Origin of the sequence: Paenibacillus sp. FSL H3-0333 (assembly GCF_038002805.1) — a bacterium.
Lineage (GTDB): Bacteria > Bacillota > Bacilli > Paenibacillales > Paenibacillaceae > Paenibacillus_AQ > Paenibacillus_AQ silagei.
In genome coordinates this window covers 5,099,799-5,114,409 of record NZ_JBBODG010000001.1, presented here as the reverse complement: position 1 = coordinate 5,114,409, position 14,611 = coordinate 5,099,799, and the positions used below count along the sequence as shown (strand labels likewise).

Here is a 14,611-nt window from a genome sequence, read left to right as displayed (position 1 = left end):
TGATGGAGGAATTATCATGTCAAAACATATAGTGATTCTAGGTGCAGGCTACGGCGGCCTGCTTAGTGCCTTAACCGTTCGTAAATATATGAGCAAAGCGGAAGCCAAAATAACAGTAGTCAATCAGTATCCGACACATCAGATTATTACGGAATTGCACCGGCTTGCAGCGGGCAGTGCGTCTGAACAGGCGGTTGCCATGCCGCTGGCGAAGCTGTTCGCCGGTAAAGATATTGATCTGAAAATCGCCAAGGTCAATTCGTTCTCCCCAGAGAACAAGCAGGTTATTCTCTCGGACGGCGTCATGCTGACCTATGATGCTCTCGTTGTCGGTCTGGGCAGCACCACCGCATACTTTGGTATTCCGGGACTTGAAGAATACAGCATGGTGCTGAAATCAGCAGCAGATGCGCTGCGGATCCGCCGTCATATTGAAGACCGGATTCGTGACTACTCCAAAACCCGCAACGCAGCAGATGCAACGATTCTGATCGGCGGCGGCGGACTAACTGGCGTAGAGCTGGTAGGCGAAATTGCCGATATTCTGCCTAAGCTGACGAAGCAATATGGAGTGAATCCTGCTGAGATCAAGCTTCTGCTCGTTGAAGCAGGTCCGAAGATTCTCCCTGTCCTGCCGGATCATCTGATTGAGCGCGCTACAGCCAGCCTGGAGAAGCGCGGGGTGCAATTCCTGACGGGTCTTCCGGTTACGAAGGTAGCCGATAATAAGATTGATCTCAAGGATGGGCAGCAGATTGTAGCGAACACCTTCGTCTGGACCGGCGGGGTACAGGGTAATCCGCTGGTTGGCGAATCCGGTCTTGAAGTCAACCGCGGCCGGGCCACGGTGAATGAATTCCTGCAGTCTACTTCACACCCTAATGTATTTGTTGCCGGAGATAGCGCTGTTGTCTTTGCACCGGATGGCCGTCCTTATCCGCCAACGGCACAGATCGCCTGGCAGATGGGTGAGCTGATTGGCTACAATCTGTTCGCTTATCTTAATGACAAGCCGCAGGAAGCCTTCAGCCCGGTTAATTCCGGCACACTGGCCAGCCTCGGACGCAAAGACGGTGTAGCCATTGTCGGCGGTAACTCCACTCCGCTGAAGGGGCTGCCGGCAACGCTGATGAAGGAAGCCAGCAATATCCGTTACTTGACTCATATCCATGGCTTGTTCAGTCTGGCCTATTAATCATCTATCCTTAGATCCCCCTGGGACTGTCATATGGCAGCCTTAGGGGGTTTTCTTGTTTTAGGAATAATTTTCAATGAAAACGTGTCCGCAGGAAAGCCGATTTGCTATAATGATCATGTTTACATACTATAGATGTTTCATAGGAGGATTTCAGGCATGCCATTTCAAAAGAACGATATCATCCTGTTCCAGGGGGATAGTATCACGGATTGTGGACGCAATTACGCCGATGCCTCATCACTGGGTGTTGGTTACGCGCTGATGGCGGGTGCCCGGCTTGGCCTTCAGTATGCAGAGAAGAATCTTACGTTCCTGAACCGCGGAATCAGCGGCAACCGGGCGGTCGATCTGCAGGAGCGCTGGGAGCGGGATTGTCTTGCGCTGAAGCCAACCTGGGTGTCTATCTATATTGGCATAAATGATACCTGGCGGTGGTATGATTCCGGGCAGGAGACTACAGCGGCTGAATTTGAGACGTCCTACCGTGATCTGATTGAACGGACCAAGCAGCAACTGGATGCCAAGCTGGTGCTGGTGGAGCCGTTCGTATTGCCGGTGCCGGAAGACCGCAAGGGCTGGCGTCAGGATCTGGACCCCAAAATCCACGTAGTCCGTGAGCTGGCCCGTGAATACGGCGCCGTGCTGGTGCCGCTGGACGGCCTGTTCGCAGCGGCATCCGTCAAGGCTGAACCTGCCTTCTGGGCGGGAGATGGCGTGCACCCTTCGCCTGCCGGACATGCCTTAATCGCCGATGCCTGGATGAAGGCTGTAGGTGCAATAAGCTAAGAGGTACGTTGATTTCACTCTGCGTAACAAGGCTGTTATACTTGTAGGATACATACTCAAGGTGAAGCTTTGATAACGAGAGGAATGTGAAGCAGGGATGACGAGCGAGACGCTCCAGGATATGCAAGGACTGAAAGCGGCGGGTGCAGTAGTAGGCCACACCATCGCCGAGATGAAGAAAAGTGTGGTTCCCGGAATGACGACTGCGGAGCTGGATGAAGTGGGGGCGAAGATTCTGAGCCGTTTTGGCGCAAAATCTGCTCCAAAGGTAACCTACAACTTCCCCGGAACGACCTGTATCAGTGTGAATGAAGAGGTAGCGCATGGAATTCCGGGACAACGTGTAATTCAGGCCGGAGATCTGATCAATATCGATGTCTCCGCCGAGCTGAACGGTTATTTTGGCGATGCCGGGGTATCGTTTCAATTGCCTCCTTATAATGAGAAGCTGATTCATCTCTGCCGGAGTACGGAAGAGACCATGATGAGCGTGATTAATCATCTCCGGGCGGGCATGAAGGTGAACGAGATCGGCCGGGTTATGGAGTCGGAAGCACGGAAGCGCGGCTATAAAGTCGTGCGTAACCTGTGCAGCCACGGCATTGGCAAAGCGTTGCATGAGAAGCCGTTTGAGATTCTGCCCTTCTATAATCCGCGTGTGACGACGGTGCTGAAAGAAGGCCAGGTCATTACCATCGAACCGTTTCTATCCACAGGCACTGATTTCGTAGAGCAGCAGCCGGATGGCTGGACACTCAGCGTTGCCGACAACAGCCGCGTGGCCCAGTTTGAGCACACAATTGTGGTCACCAAGGGCAAGCCGATTATTTTGACCAGTGCTTGAAGATATATAGGAATATTTAACAGTTGTAATGTATGCATTATGCAAGAAACCCTCATACTAAAGATGATGTTATGATATGGAATGCAAGAATCTGTTTCCAGAATCGGAGGGTTAATTAAAGTGGATAATGTACCGCAAGTCAGTCATGCCTTTATGACATTTATGAAGGAAGCGCCGGAGCAGCAAAAGGCCCTTGGCGAAATTGTGAAGAAGCTGGATGCCGCAAGCAGCCTGGATGCCAAAACCGAGGAGATTGCCTATATCTCTGTACTTGCGGCGGTTAGGCTGGAGAGCGGGCTGCCCTTTCATGTCAAGCATGCCAAAGCGCTAGGCGCAACCCGTGATGAGATCATCAGCGCAGTGCTGCTGCCCCTTCCGGCAGTGGGTAATGTGGTGATTCAAGCCCTGCCGGTGGCATTGCAGGCGTATGACAGTGAATAGTGTTCTGTTGTCTGCAAACTCCTCATGGGATTGACAATTGCCCTAAATGTAACTATTATAGTTGCATCTGGCGGAAGCATTCCGGCCAGTGTGAAGGAGTGATTGACATGAACATTAGCACGCGGTTTGCGGTGGCTATTCATATTCTAACCTTAATTGACAGCAACAAAGACGGCAAAAGCACCTCAGAGTGGATTGCCGGCAGCGTGAATACGAACCCCGTAGTGATTCGCCGCCTTACGGGTATGCTGAATAAGGCAGGACTTGTGGAGGTTCGTCCCGGTGTGGCCGGAGCGAAGCTTGCCCGCAGTGCAGCTGATATTACGCTGCTGCAGATTTATAAGGCGGTGAATGCGGTGGAAGAGGACTCCCTGTTCTCTGTCCATGAGCATCCGAACCCGGAGTGTCCGGTAGGTAAGAACATTGCAGGCGCTATTGTTCCAGTATTCTCTCTTGCACAGAAGGCGATGGAGAATGTGCTGCAGGAGGTCACCCTGGATCAGATCGTACATCAGCTTCCTGTGGCTTGAGACAGGAATATGATGTACGTAAATTTAAGGAAACCTTCAGCCCCGTTTTATGTTTTTTTAAGGTTCGGGGAGTATAGTGAAGTTCTCCACCCCCCAGTGGAACCATTTGTGGAAGACCCCGCCGTGCCTCGGCAGGGTCTTTCTTTGATCCTTGCGGAATTCTGTGTATTTTCATTAAACCTTTATGTGTTTTTCATCTGGCCTTAAGCTTCGCTCAGTATAGTAGACCCATGACCCCCTTACAATAGACTTTTGGCCCTGCCGGTTACCGGCGGGGCCACTTTTTTTGATGAGCAGCTGCTTGGTGCTGACTTTACACTTCAATTTCTATGGTTTAGACTGACAAATATGTGACAGGACTACAGGGATATAAGGAGTGATCTCATAATGATTCTTTTTCAGAACGGGGACCTCAGTGTTCGCAGGCTGGAACAGGAGGATGCACCGCTGCTCGTACGATGGCTCTCGGACCCGGCAGTGCTGGAGTATTATGAAGGCCGGGACTGTCCGCATGATCTGGAACGGGTACAGACGAATTTTTATGAAAGTGAAGAAGAGGGATTATACCGTGGGATCGTGCAGTTCATGGGTCAGGATATAGGTTATATCCAGTTCTATCCTGTTGGCAGGGAAGAGCAGACGGAGTACGGCTACGCAGATTATACGGGAAAGGTCTACGGAATGGATCAGTTCATTGGTGAGCCGCAGCTATGGAGCCAGGGGATAGGTTCGCTACTGGTAGGTGGGATGGTGAAGCATCTGCTCGAAGCAGAGCAGGCAGACCTCATTGTCATGGACCCGCAGTGCTGGAATCACAGGGCACTCAGAGTCTATGAGAAAATCGGATTTGTACGCAGCAAGCTTTTACCGGAGCATGAACTGCATGAAGGGGAGTGGAGGGACTGTTGGCTCCTTACTTATACTCCTGCACATTGATTCAAGCATACATATAAGGAGATTTTGCCCATGAAGAACAATTATACCATCCTGGGAGCTGCCCTGATTCTGGGCCTGTGTCTGGTTGCCAGCAGCTTCGTAATCGGAGATCGGATTAGAGCGGGCTACGAGATGCAACTGCCGACACCTGCCGGAGCGCAGACGGAAAGCCAAGCTGAGGACCATCCGTTGATGACACTTGCAGAGACTGCGCGGTTCCTGCGCCTGAGTGAAGATCAGGTGAAGAATATTTTGAAGGCGGAGAATGCAATGTTGCGTAATGACGGACCCTTCGGGGGGACGAAGCTCCCGTATCTCAAAGTAGATAGCGAGTTCCTGTTCAGCAAGCAGCAAGTGACGGTCTGGATTCTGGCGGCTTCGCAGGAGCACCGGGTATATCTGGGGGAGAAGCTGGCTGGGAATTAAGGATCGCTACAGAGTGGAGGAAGCTTCAGAATGAAATTTTTTACTATACCCTGGTATGAAGAAATGCAGGTGCGCGGGTTCATGGTCTTCCCGGAGACAGAGCAGGACTGGCTGGAAGATGTGGCCTGGCATGTGGCGGAAGGAATCAGCTATGAGGAGCGGGCCAAGGATTTTCTGGAACATATGAAAAAAGATCTGCTGAAATATCTGCCCGGGTACTTCCACGCTTCGATACATGACGGAACCATAAATTCCGCTTATCCTGCGCCTGAGTTCAAGGAACGGGCCTTGCAGTGGGGCAGGGAATATGATGAACGGATGCAGGCGCTCTTCAGGGAATACCGCAACGGGTACGAAGCTATTAAGCATGAACTCCCGGAGGGCGCGGTACAGTTAGTCGAAAAGAGTCTGCATGATGCCAGAGTAATCTCTTATGCCATGCTTGCAGAAGGTGTATTGGAGATGATTCTGGACTGCGGCGGGGCGATGCATTATCAGTGTGAGATTAAGCTGACATTCAGTGGTGTGAGCGGACTGCGCTTGCCGGAACCGCTTGAGAAGAAATATTGGCTGTATGACGAGATCTATGCTGTTGAGCAGGGGTTCGAGCTACGGGTTCTGATGGATTCCCCGCCAAGCGAATTAAGAATTACTGCACAGGATGTATCAATAGAGATGCTTGGTGAACCTAAATATATGGAGTGACTGCTTCGGAGTCTGGCCTGTCGGCTGGGCTTTTTTGTTGGACATGATGTGTATTGTAAAAGTAATTGACAAACATATAGAGCGCAACTATACTTAAGTAAGTTAATGTGTAACGGAAATTGAAATTGCCTTTGCATGGACATGACAGGAACAGTTAACACTACCGTTATTATGCACCGGAGATTGTATTTGAATTAGCCTATATTCATTTCAGGAGGGATTCCTATGACAGCAACAGCTATATTACCGCAGGCACTGGAAATTGGACTTGTACAGATTCGTGTAAGTAATATGGAGCGCTCGCTCAGCTTTTATCAGAATGTGATCGGACTGAAAATCCTGCGGCAGCAAGGGCGCGTGGTAGAACTGACGGCGGATGGCCGGCAGGTGCTGCTTGTCCTGCGGGAGATTGAGCAGGCTCAGGTGCTGCGCCGGAACTCGGTGGCCGGACTATACCATTTTGCGATTCTGCTGCCGGACCGGCCTTCTCTGGGACTGGTGCTGCGCAATCTGATCGACTCCGGGATTTCGGTCGGCCAGGGGGATCATCTGGTCAGCGAAGCTCTATACATCGAAGACCCTGATCATAACGGAATCGAGCTGTACCGCGACAGGCCCCGTGACACCTGGAAGTATGAAGCAACAGGCAATGTGGTCATGACCACCGATCCGGTGGATGTGGACGGTCTGCTGGCTGCATCGGAGGGCCTGAGCTGGACCGGGCTGCCTGCGGGCACTGTAATGGGTCATGTTCACTTCCATGTAGGCGATCTGGCAGAAGCCAAGAAATTCTACGTGGATGCGCTTGGATTCACGGTGACCGCCCATTACGGCGATGCGGCCATGTTCATTTCGGCTGGCGGCTATCATCATCATATGGGACTGAATACCTGGGCTGGCAAGGGGGCTCCGGCGGCTCCGGCGAATGCGGCGGGCATCGATTATTTTACACTGCTGCTCCCGGACATTCAGGATGTGCGTGAAGCCGCTGAACGTGTGAAGCGTGCCGGATACCGTGTGGAAGAAGAGGGCGGTATCATCACTCTAAGGGACCCGTGGAATATAGGCATACAGCTGCTAGTGAAACGCTAAAATAACAGGGCGGACAGCATCGCGTTACTATTTACTGCTAGACCAGCGACGGAAGCTGTGAATGATAAGGCAACGGAAGGTACGGGCGGAGATTGTAAATTCCGCTGTGCCTTCCGTTTGTTGACGTTAGCCGGGTCACTGCCATATTATAATTGATTATCAGACGGGGAGATGATGGAATTGGAGACTTTTCTGGCTGTGCTGTTGATGCTTGGATTAATCGCCGTATCGAATATATTGAACCGCTTCATTCCGTTTGTCCCGGTTCCCCTGATTCAGATCGGACTAGGAATCATTGCTGCACTAATTCCGACGGGAATACATATGCACTTCGAGCCTGAGCTGTTTTTTGTATTATTCATTGCTCCACTGCTCTTCAATGACGGGCGGCGGACGCCGCGCGGTGAGTTGTGGAACCTTAGGGCACCGATTCTGCTGCTGGCGCTGGGACTTGTGTTTGTCACGGTATTTGTGGCGGGCTATGCGATCAACTGGATGATTCCCTCGATTCCGCTGGCAGCGTCCTTCGCACTGGCGGCCATTCTGTCTCCTACCGATGCGGTAGCGGTAAGTGCGCTGGCTGGACGGGTTCATCTTCCCAAAAGCATCCACCGGATTCTCGAAGGAGAATCGCTGATGAACGATGCCTCCGGCCTGGTCGCCTTTAAATTTGCGATTGCAGCCATGGTTACCGGAGTGTTCTCTCTGCCTAAGGCATCCCTTAGCTTTGTGCTGATTGCCGCAGGAGGACTGCTGCTTGGTGCAGTGCTGTCATTCCTGCTGATCCGGCTCAGCGTGTTCATCCGCAGGTTCGGCATGGAGGATGTGACCATCCATGTACTGCTGCAGATCCTTACCCCGTTCATTATTTATCTGATCAGCGAGGAGATCGGGGTCTCGGGCATTCTGGCCGTTGTGGCAGGGGGTGTCATGTACGCCATTGAGAAGGACCGGGCCGTCTCTCCGCAATATAAGCTTCAGCTTGTATCCGCCAGTACCTGGTCAGTGCTGCTGCTGGTGCTGAACGGGCTGGTCTTCCTGATTCTCGGTGTGTCCGTTCCGGATGTGATCGAGGTGATTTACCGGGATCAGACGCTGAATAACTTCATGGTTGCCGGCTATGTTCTGGCGATCACGGCGCTGCTGATTATGCTGCGGTTTCTGTGGGTCTATGGTTACTCCTTATGGGAGAGTAAGCGGCTGAAGGCAGAGAAGGCCCCGCTGAAGTCACAGATTATTACCTCGATCTCAGGGGTGCGGGGAGCGGTTACCCTTGCAGGTGCCTTCTCTATTCCGCTGGTGCTTGGCGACGGGGTGACACCTTTTCCGGAGCGGGATCTCATTATTGCGCTGGCGGCAGGAGTGATTCTGATGTCACTGGTCATCGCCAGCATCTTCCTTCCGCTGCTTGCGGACAGTGAAGAGACCGTAGTTCAGAGCGCCGGAGCTGTATACGGGAATACGGAGCTGGCGGCCAGAAATGTGGTCATTGATGCCGGGATGTCGATGCTGCGCAGCTTGGTCTCTGAGAGCCCGGAGCGCTCAACACAGCCTGTGCTGCTGGAATTCACAGATAAGGTTGACAGACTGTGTGCTGCAAGACCGGATCATGACCCGGCCCATGAGCAGTTCCTCCGTCTGGGTGTCGAGGCACGCAAGAGTGCGCTCGAAGCCGAACGCACGGAGTTGCGGCGGATCATGGAGAACGGGGCGCTGCCGGAGCCTGTTGCCGTGAAGATGGAGGAGCTGCTGGATCATACGGAGTCTCTGCTGTGCAAACGGCTGAATACGCAGATTAAATTCTCTTTAACAGAAATTCAGCGGCTGTTCTCTGGACTGTTCTCAGGTAAGCTCAGCGGGGAAGAAGGACAGCTCGCCCTGCAGAATGCCGAAAGTGCGCGGACGGCAAAGATTGCGATGTGCCAGGCGGCAGTATCCGCCGTTAGTGCAGGAATGAGTGATGAGAACCGGCTCGCCTCACAGAAGGTCATCGACAAGTACGAACGGCTGGAATCCAGGCTGGAGCAGGGGGAAGGCTGGAGCAATGACGGCGTACTGGATGATGACAAGCTGGAGCTGAAGCTGCAGGCGATTCAGGAGCAGCGGAATACCGTGCAGGAGATGTATCAGAACGGGGCAATTAATCTTAAGATTGCCGGCAGGCTGCGGCGGTTCGTCGATCAGCTCGAAACCTCAATCTGGGAGGATTAGACTGTTAGAGCGCCGGTGTTGCAATATATTTTACCTGATACAATATACAAAGCCCGCTTGCGCAGGGACCCGGGGTCCTTGCTGCAAGCGGGCTTGTCTGTGAAATGGAGCCTTACGGTTGTTTGGGCAATTTCTTGATACGCAAAAACATCTGTCCGAGCACCTCGCTTAGCACCAGACCGGCCGCAATGGCTCCGGACAGCAGGAGCGCCTGAACCCCATACTGGATGCCGAGGTTATTATCATTCTCCACGAACCTCCGCATGGCATCATACGCAAGACCGCCCGGCACAAGCGGGATGATGCCGCCGACACTGAAGATAATGACGGGCATCTTGAAGGAACGCGCAAAAAACTGGCTGATCAGTCCGACCACAACGGTAGCACCAAAGGTTGCGACGACAGTATCGGAACTGTAATCCAGCAGCAGGTACAGCATCCAGCCGATCATTCCGGCGAAGCCGCATTGCAGCAGCGCGCGCACCGGTGCATTGAATAGAATGCAGAAGGTTGAGGCAGCGATGAAACTGGTGATTAATTGCAAAATCATGGCAGGACGACCTCTTTCAAGTGGGTGTTAAAAAATGGACAGGACCAGCCCGATGCCGGTCCCGATGGCGAACGCAGTCAGAAAGGCGTCGGCCCCTTTGGAGATGCCGGATACCAGATGCCCGGCCATCAGGTCACGGACCGCATTGGTGATGAGCAGCCCCGGTACGAGCGGCATTACACAGCCGATAATAATCTTGTCCATCTCCCGTCCCACGCCGAGCTTGACGGAGAAGAAGGCCAGCAGACCGATAATGAAGGAAGCAATGAATTCCGCGAAGAAGCGAAACTGCACCAGACGGTGAAGATAAGTGGCCGCTGCGAAGCCTGTACCGGAGATCAGCAGCGACGGCAGAGCATCCTGCAGGCTGCCCTTGAACATGACCGTGAAGCAGGCTCCGGTCAAGGCTGCCGCTGCGATCTGTACCCATACCGGGTAAGCATGGGCTGCGTCATCGACCACGCCGAGCCGCTCACGCGCTTCGGCGGCTGTCAGCTGGCGCTCGGTCAGCCGCCGGGAGATGTCATTGACCTCGGATACCTTTTGCAGGTCTGTCGTCCGTTCGGCGATCCGGAACAGCTTCACCGGCTCGGTCCGGCTGGTGGTGAACATAATGACCGTCGGCGTGACATAGCTATGCGCACCGGGGAAGCCGAGTGCCGCCGCCATCCGGCTCATGGTATCCTCCACACGGTAGGTCTCTGCACCGCTCTGCAGCATGATCTTGCCTGCCAGCAGGCACAGATCGACAATGTCATGTATGGAAGTGTTGCTATTCGTGCTTGTACTATCCAACTTCGCTAATCCTCCCCGGGAATGTTATCTATTCGATTGTCGCCTGAAAGTCTGAAAATTTCAACCTTTATTCCATAGCATCCGGCAATTCCCGTTTTTTTACTCTTCCAGCGTGCATAATCCCGTAGCGACCCCTCCTGATACAATCGTCAGAATCGAATGGAAAAAGGTCTCTTTGGAGATCAGAATTCCGCCAGCGCCGATGATCAGGAAGTCCGTCAGGAAGATAATCAGGCCGACATTAAGCGGCAGGTAGCGTTGGATGAATCTGGCCAGCAGGTCGGTTCCGCCTGTGCTGGCTTTGAACCGCAGCATCAGCCCGAGTCCGGTGCCCATCAGGAAGCCGCCGATAATGGCGCTTGAAATGGAGCCCAGCTCAATATAGTACAGGAAGTAATACTGAAGCGGAAAGAGCAGCTCGATCAGCAGGGAGGAAGCCAGTAGACCCAGAATGCTGTTGTAGAAGATCTCCCGTTGCCGGAACCAGGCCAGCAGGAAGATAGGCAGACTGCATAGCATAATGCACAGTCCGATTTTGGCGCCGGAGATATAATTAATAATGAGGGCAATGCCGATAATTCCTCCATCGAGGATTTTATAGGGGACCAGTAAGAAGTTCGTTCCTGTTGCAATCAGCAGGCTGGCCAGCAGAATAATAACATAGCTTGGGAAGGATCGCATAGTCAACATCTCCGGAATTAAGGCATGTCTTAATCCTTATGCGCCCATCTGGAAAAAAATAGCTAAAAAATCTGCGCTGCCCGAATCCATTGACCATAAAGCAGGTGAAGTCTGAAATGGGTTATTTCTATAAAATACTGGAGACCGATATGGAGCTGCTGGCTGCTGCACTATCGGAGGTGCCGGTGGCAGTATTGCTGAAGAGCGGGCCGGAGCAGCAGCTGGAAGCGGGCCCGATCAGAGCCTACACGCCCCAGTCCGTACGGATTCGCGGGTTATCCTACTGCCGGGAATTGCACGAATTCCGTATCCTTGCCCCGGGTTCCGCCTAAGTTCATTCATGCTCAGCGGGAATATCGCTTGCGGAAGCGCAGCGGAGAGATTCCGACCTTGCGGCTGAAGCGCCGGGAGAAGTAAGCTGTACTCTCGAAGCCGGTGCGCTCTGCGATTGCCGCAATCGGGATCTCTGTCTTAAGCAGCAGAAGCTTGGCCTGCTCCAGCCGGTAATCGGTCAGGTACTCCATGGGCGTAAGCCCGTAGACACGCTTCATGCAGCGGGCCAGGTAATTGTAGTGAAAATGCAGGGCATCTGCCAGAGAGGTATTCGTGACTTCTTCCATATAATGATTCCGCAGATAGGCCTCCGTCTGCTCAGCAATCTCGTCTGCCTGGCTTCCGGCCGTATCTTGCCGGGCCAGATCCATCGTCCGCAGCATCTCCTCGAAGATACGCTGCTGCTGCCACACGGCGCTTGAGCGCCTGCTATGGTTCAGCTGCAGCAACTGCCCGGCCTGGCCGCTCCGTGCGAAGGGGGCAGGTAGCGGTCCGAACTGGGGAATACGGATGGTATAGGGGTGGGTAAGAAACTGCCGGAAATGCGTTTCCCGGTCCGCATATACCGGCTCACCCGCTGATTCCGTCCATTCTCCCACCGTGTGAAAATGAACCCAGGTGAAGATTGTCTCTGCATCACACGGCTGCACTGAATAATGGTAGCGGTCAGGCAGCAGCAGCAGGGTATGCCCGGCGCCCACTGCCCATTCTGTATGCTCCTCTCCAATGTGCAGGCATCCCTGCTCCACGATGATCAGATCGAATTTGCCCATACGGCTGCGGTTCGGATGCTGGTCTCCGGGCAAATAGACGGTACGGCCGCATTCCAGGAAATAGGGGAAGGGCGGTGCGGCCAGATGAATATAGGAAGAATTAAGTGTCATTAGCAGCTCCTTAGAAAGGCATGTGTCCTGAATTAACATTGCTAACCCTTATATAAAAGTTGTGTGAAATAGTACAAAAACGGGGTTGTTTATGCTTCTGTTTTTGTTATATTGTACCGTCTATAATGGCAATTAGCGAGGACGAAATGCTGAAGAGGAGATGCTACAATGAGTCAATTTGAAGGTGCAAAGGTTCGGACAACCGTTCAACCAGATCGTTCCGGTCATTCGGATCAGGGAGGCCACAGAGTGTACGTTCAGGATGAATTCTGGGACCGTTATATCCGGTTGGTGCAGGAGACAGTGATTCCTTATCAATATGAGGCGCTTCATGACCGCGTGGCCGGGGCTGAACCGAGCCATGCCATTGCCAATTTTGAAATCGCTGCCGGAAGAAGACAGGGTAAGTTCGGGGGCATGGTCTTCCAGGACAGCGATGTAGCCAAGTGGCTGGAGGCAACGGCTTATTCCCTCAGCATCCGGCGGGACCCGGAGCTGGAACGCCAGGCGGACGAGGTGATTGATCTGGTAGGAGAAGCACAGCAGGCCGACGGATACCTGAACACTTACTTCACTGTCAAGGAGCCGGGCAAGCGCTGGACAAATCTCCAGGATTGCCATGAACTGTATTGCGCCGGACATTTCATCGAAGCTGCAGTGGCTTATTATGAAGCGACAGGTAAGGACAAGCTGCTCAATATTATGCGCCGTATGGCCGATCATATCGACTCTGTCTTCAGACCGGAGGAAGGCAAGCTGAAGGGCTACGACGGTCATCAGGAGATTGAGCTGGCGCTGGTGAAGCTGTACCGGCTGACAGGGGAGGAGAAGTATCTGAAGCTCAGCCTCTTCTTCATTGACCAGCGCGGGCAGGAGCCGAACTTCCTGCGCCAGGAATGGGAGGGCCGGGGCAGGGTTACACATTGGGGCGGCCAGACGGATCATATCGATATGGCCTACAATCAGTCCCATATACCGGTCCGTGAGCAGACGGTAGCCGTAGGCCACTCTGTCCGCGCCGTCTATATGTATACCGCCATGGCCGACTTGGCCCGCCTGACCGGAGATGAAGCACTTCGCGAGGCGTGCCTGCGCCTGTGGAACAATATGACAGAGAGACAGATGTATATCACTGGCGGAATCGGCTCCACCCATCACGGCGAAGCATTCACCTTTGATTACGATCTGCCTAACGATACGGTCTATGCGGAGACCTGTGCTTCGATCGGGCTGATCTTTTTTGCCAGACGAATGCTGGAATTGACTACAGATAGCCATTATGCGGATGTGATGGAGCGTGCGCTCTATAATAATGTACTCGGCTCGATGGCGCAGGACGGCAAGCATTATTTCTACGTCAATCCGCTGGAGGTCTGGCCGCAGGCCTGCACCTGTAATCCCGGCAAACAGCATGTGAAGGCGCAGCGCCAGGGCTGGTTCGGCTGTGCCTGCTGCCCGCCGAATGTGGCGCGCCTGCTAACCTCATTGAATCAGTATATCTACACTGAACACAGCGATACGCTCTATACGAATCTGTATATCGGAAGTGAGCTTAGAACCCTACTTGGAGGAACAGAGGTGAAGGTCACTCAGTCCAGCAAGCTTCCATGGGAGGGCATAGTCACACTGAAGGTTGATCCTGCGGAAGCCGGGGTGTTCGGTATCGCCCTGCGTATTCCATCGTGGAGCGGAAAGGTCCGGATCAGCGTCAATGGCGGGCTCCTTCCAGCACTTGATGCTTTGGAGCAGGGCTATGCGGTAATCCGCAGGGAGTGGCAGCCCGGTGACATAGTGGAGCTGATGCTTCCAATGGAAGCACACCGTGTATACGCCCACCCGGAACTGCGGGCTAATGCCGGGAAGACGGCTATTCAGTACGGGCCGCTGGTCTATTGTCTGGAATCTGCGGATAACAGCGAGCCGCTAAGCTCAATATCTCTAAGCAAGGAGGGCAGGTTCAAGGAGGCTTACGATGAAGAGCTGCTTGGCGGAGCTGTAGTAATCCGGGCGGAGGGCTACAGGGTGGAGGAGCAGAGCTGGAGTGGCGGACTCTACGGCAGCACCAGGGCGGCAGTACAGCCGGTGGAAGTAACGGCAATTCCGTACTATCTGTGGGGCAACCGCGGCAGCGGAGAGATGAAGGTGTGGATACCGGAGTAATTCCGGGGCCGCCTGTCCATGAACGAACAACCCGGTTGT

The 14,611-nt window shown here is 53.4% G+C and carries 16 protein-coding genes; 12 read left to right on the top strand and 4 right to left on the bottom strand.

The annotated features are described in order from the left end of the window. Positions 1–16 precede the first annotated feature (16 nt). From MHH78_RS22965 to MHH78_RS22920, 10 genes are all read left to right on the top strand, one after another. Positions 17–1,195 carry an NAD(P)/FAD-dependent oxidoreductase gene (locus MHH78_RS22965; protein ID WP_076074185.1) on the top strand — a complete coding sequence of 393 codons (1,179 nt, stop codon included), beginning with the start codon at positions 17–19 and terminating at the stop codon, positions 1,193–1,195. A gap of 159 nt (positions 1,196–1,354) precedes the next feature. Continuing rightward, on the top strand, positions 1,355–1,984 hold the full coding sequence (locus MHH78_RS22960) for an SGNH/GDSL hydrolase family protein (RefSeq protein ID WP_341168903.1): 630 nt from the start codon (positions 1,355–1,357) through the stop codon (positions 1,982–1,984). A gap of 97 nt (positions 1,985–2,081) precedes the next feature. Then, positions 2,082–2,828: a type I methionyl aminopeptidase gene (map, locus tag MHH78_RS22955; protein ID WP_341168902.1), complete on the top strand. Its 747-nt coding sequence runs from the start codon at positions 2,082–2,084 to the stop codon at positions 2,826–2,828. A 153-nt stretch (positions 2,829–2,981) separates the two neighbouring features. Further along, entirely contained in the window at positions 2,982–3,269 is a 288-nt protein-coding gene (locus MHH78_RS22950) for a carboxymuconolactone decarboxylase family protein (RefSeq protein WP_036695137.1), read from the top strand. Positions 3,270–3,376: 107 nt separating this feature from the next. Then, on the top strand, positions 3,377–3,799 hold the full coding sequence (locus tag MHH78_RS22945) for an Rrf2 family transcriptional regulator (RefSeq protein ID WP_036729584.1): 423 nt from the start codon (positions 3,377–3,379) through the stop codon (positions 3,797–3,799). 387 nt (positions 3,800–4,186) lie between these two features. After that, the gene (locus MHH78_RS22940) at positions 4,187–4,735 is read left to right on the top strand and encodes a GNAT family N-acetyltransferase (RefSeq protein WP_143803497.1); all 549 of its coding nucleotides are present in this window, start codon (positions 4,187–4,189) and stop codon (positions 4,733–4,735) included. Positions 4,736–4,765: 30 nt separating this feature from the next. Beyond that, a complete protein-coding gene (locus MHH78_RS22935; RefSeq protein ID WP_341168901.1) occupies positions 4,766–5,161 on the top strand; it encodes a hypothetical protein in 396 nt (131 codons plus the stop codon). Positions 5,162–5,191: 30 nt separating this feature from the next. Continuing rightward, positions 5,192–5,866 carry a DUF4085 family protein gene (locus tag MHH78_RS22930; RefSeq protein WP_341168900.1) on the top strand — a complete coding sequence of 225 codons (675 nt, stop codon included), beginning with the start codon at positions 5,192–5,194 and terminating at the stop codon, positions 5,864–5,866. Positions 5,867–6,091: 225 nt separating this feature from the next. Continuing rightward, complete coding sequence (locus MHH78_RS22925) at positions 6,092–6,958, top strand: VOC family protein (protein ID WP_076074198.1); 867 nt, start codon at positions 6,092–6,094, stop codon at positions 6,956–6,958. A 180-nt stretch (positions 6,959–7,138) separates the two neighbouring features. Then, positions 7,139–9,169 (top strand): Na+/H+ antiporter, encoded by a 2,031-nt coding sequence (locus tag MHH78_RS22920; protein WP_341168899.1) that lies wholly within the window; start codon positions 7,139–7,141, stop codon positions 9,167–9,169. Positions 9,170–9,281: 112 nt separating this feature from the next. On the opposite strand, the gene MHH78_RS22915 is transcribed toward MHH78_RS22920, so the two are convergent. From MHH78_RS22915 to MHH78_RS22905, 3 genes are all read right to left on the bottom strand, one after another. Continuing rightward, complete coding sequence (locus MHH78_RS22915) at positions 9,282–9,719, bottom strand: threonine/serine exporter family protein (RefSeq protein WP_076074203.1); 438 nt, start codon at positions 9,717–9,719, stop codon at positions 9,282–9,284. A 27-nt stretch (positions 9,720–9,746) separates the two neighbouring features. Further along, complete coding sequence (locus tag MHH78_RS22910; protein ID WP_081751313.1) at positions 9,747–10,514, bottom strand: threonine/serine exporter family protein; 768 nt, start codon at positions 10,512–10,514, stop codon at positions 9,747–9,749. Positions 10,515–10,613: 99 nt separating this feature from the next. Next, on the bottom strand, positions 10,614–11,195 hold the full coding sequence (locus tag MHH78_RS22905; RefSeq protein WP_341168898.1) for a YitT family protein: 582 nt from the start codon (positions 11,193–11,195) through the stop codon (positions 10,614–10,616). 116 nt (positions 11,196–11,311) lie between these two features. Between MHH78_RS22905 and MHH78_RS22900 the strand changes: the two genes are divergently transcribed. Further along, positions 11,312–11,527, top strand: a complete 216-nt coding sequence (locus MHH78_RS22900) for a hypothetical protein (RefSeq protein ID WP_036729570.1) — start codon at positions 11,312–11,314, stop codon at positions 11,525–11,527. Between the two features lie 12 nt (positions 11,528–11,539). On the opposite strand, the gene MHH78_RS22895 is transcribed toward MHH78_RS22900, so the two are convergent. Next, on the bottom strand, positions 11,540–12,412 hold the full coding sequence (locus MHH78_RS22895) for a helix-turn-helix transcriptional regulator (RefSeq protein WP_340953531.1): 873 nt from the start codon (positions 12,410–12,412) through the stop codon (positions 11,540–11,542). Positions 12,413–12,580: 168 nt separating this feature from the next. On the opposite strand from MHH78_RS22895, the gene MHH78_RS22890 reads away from it, so the two are divergent. Next, a complete protein-coding gene (locus MHH78_RS22890) occupies positions 12,581–14,572 on the top strand; it encodes a glycoside hydrolase family 127 protein (protein ID WP_341168897.1) in 1,992 nt (663 codons plus the stop codon). Positions 14,573–14,611: the final 39 nt, after the last annotated feature.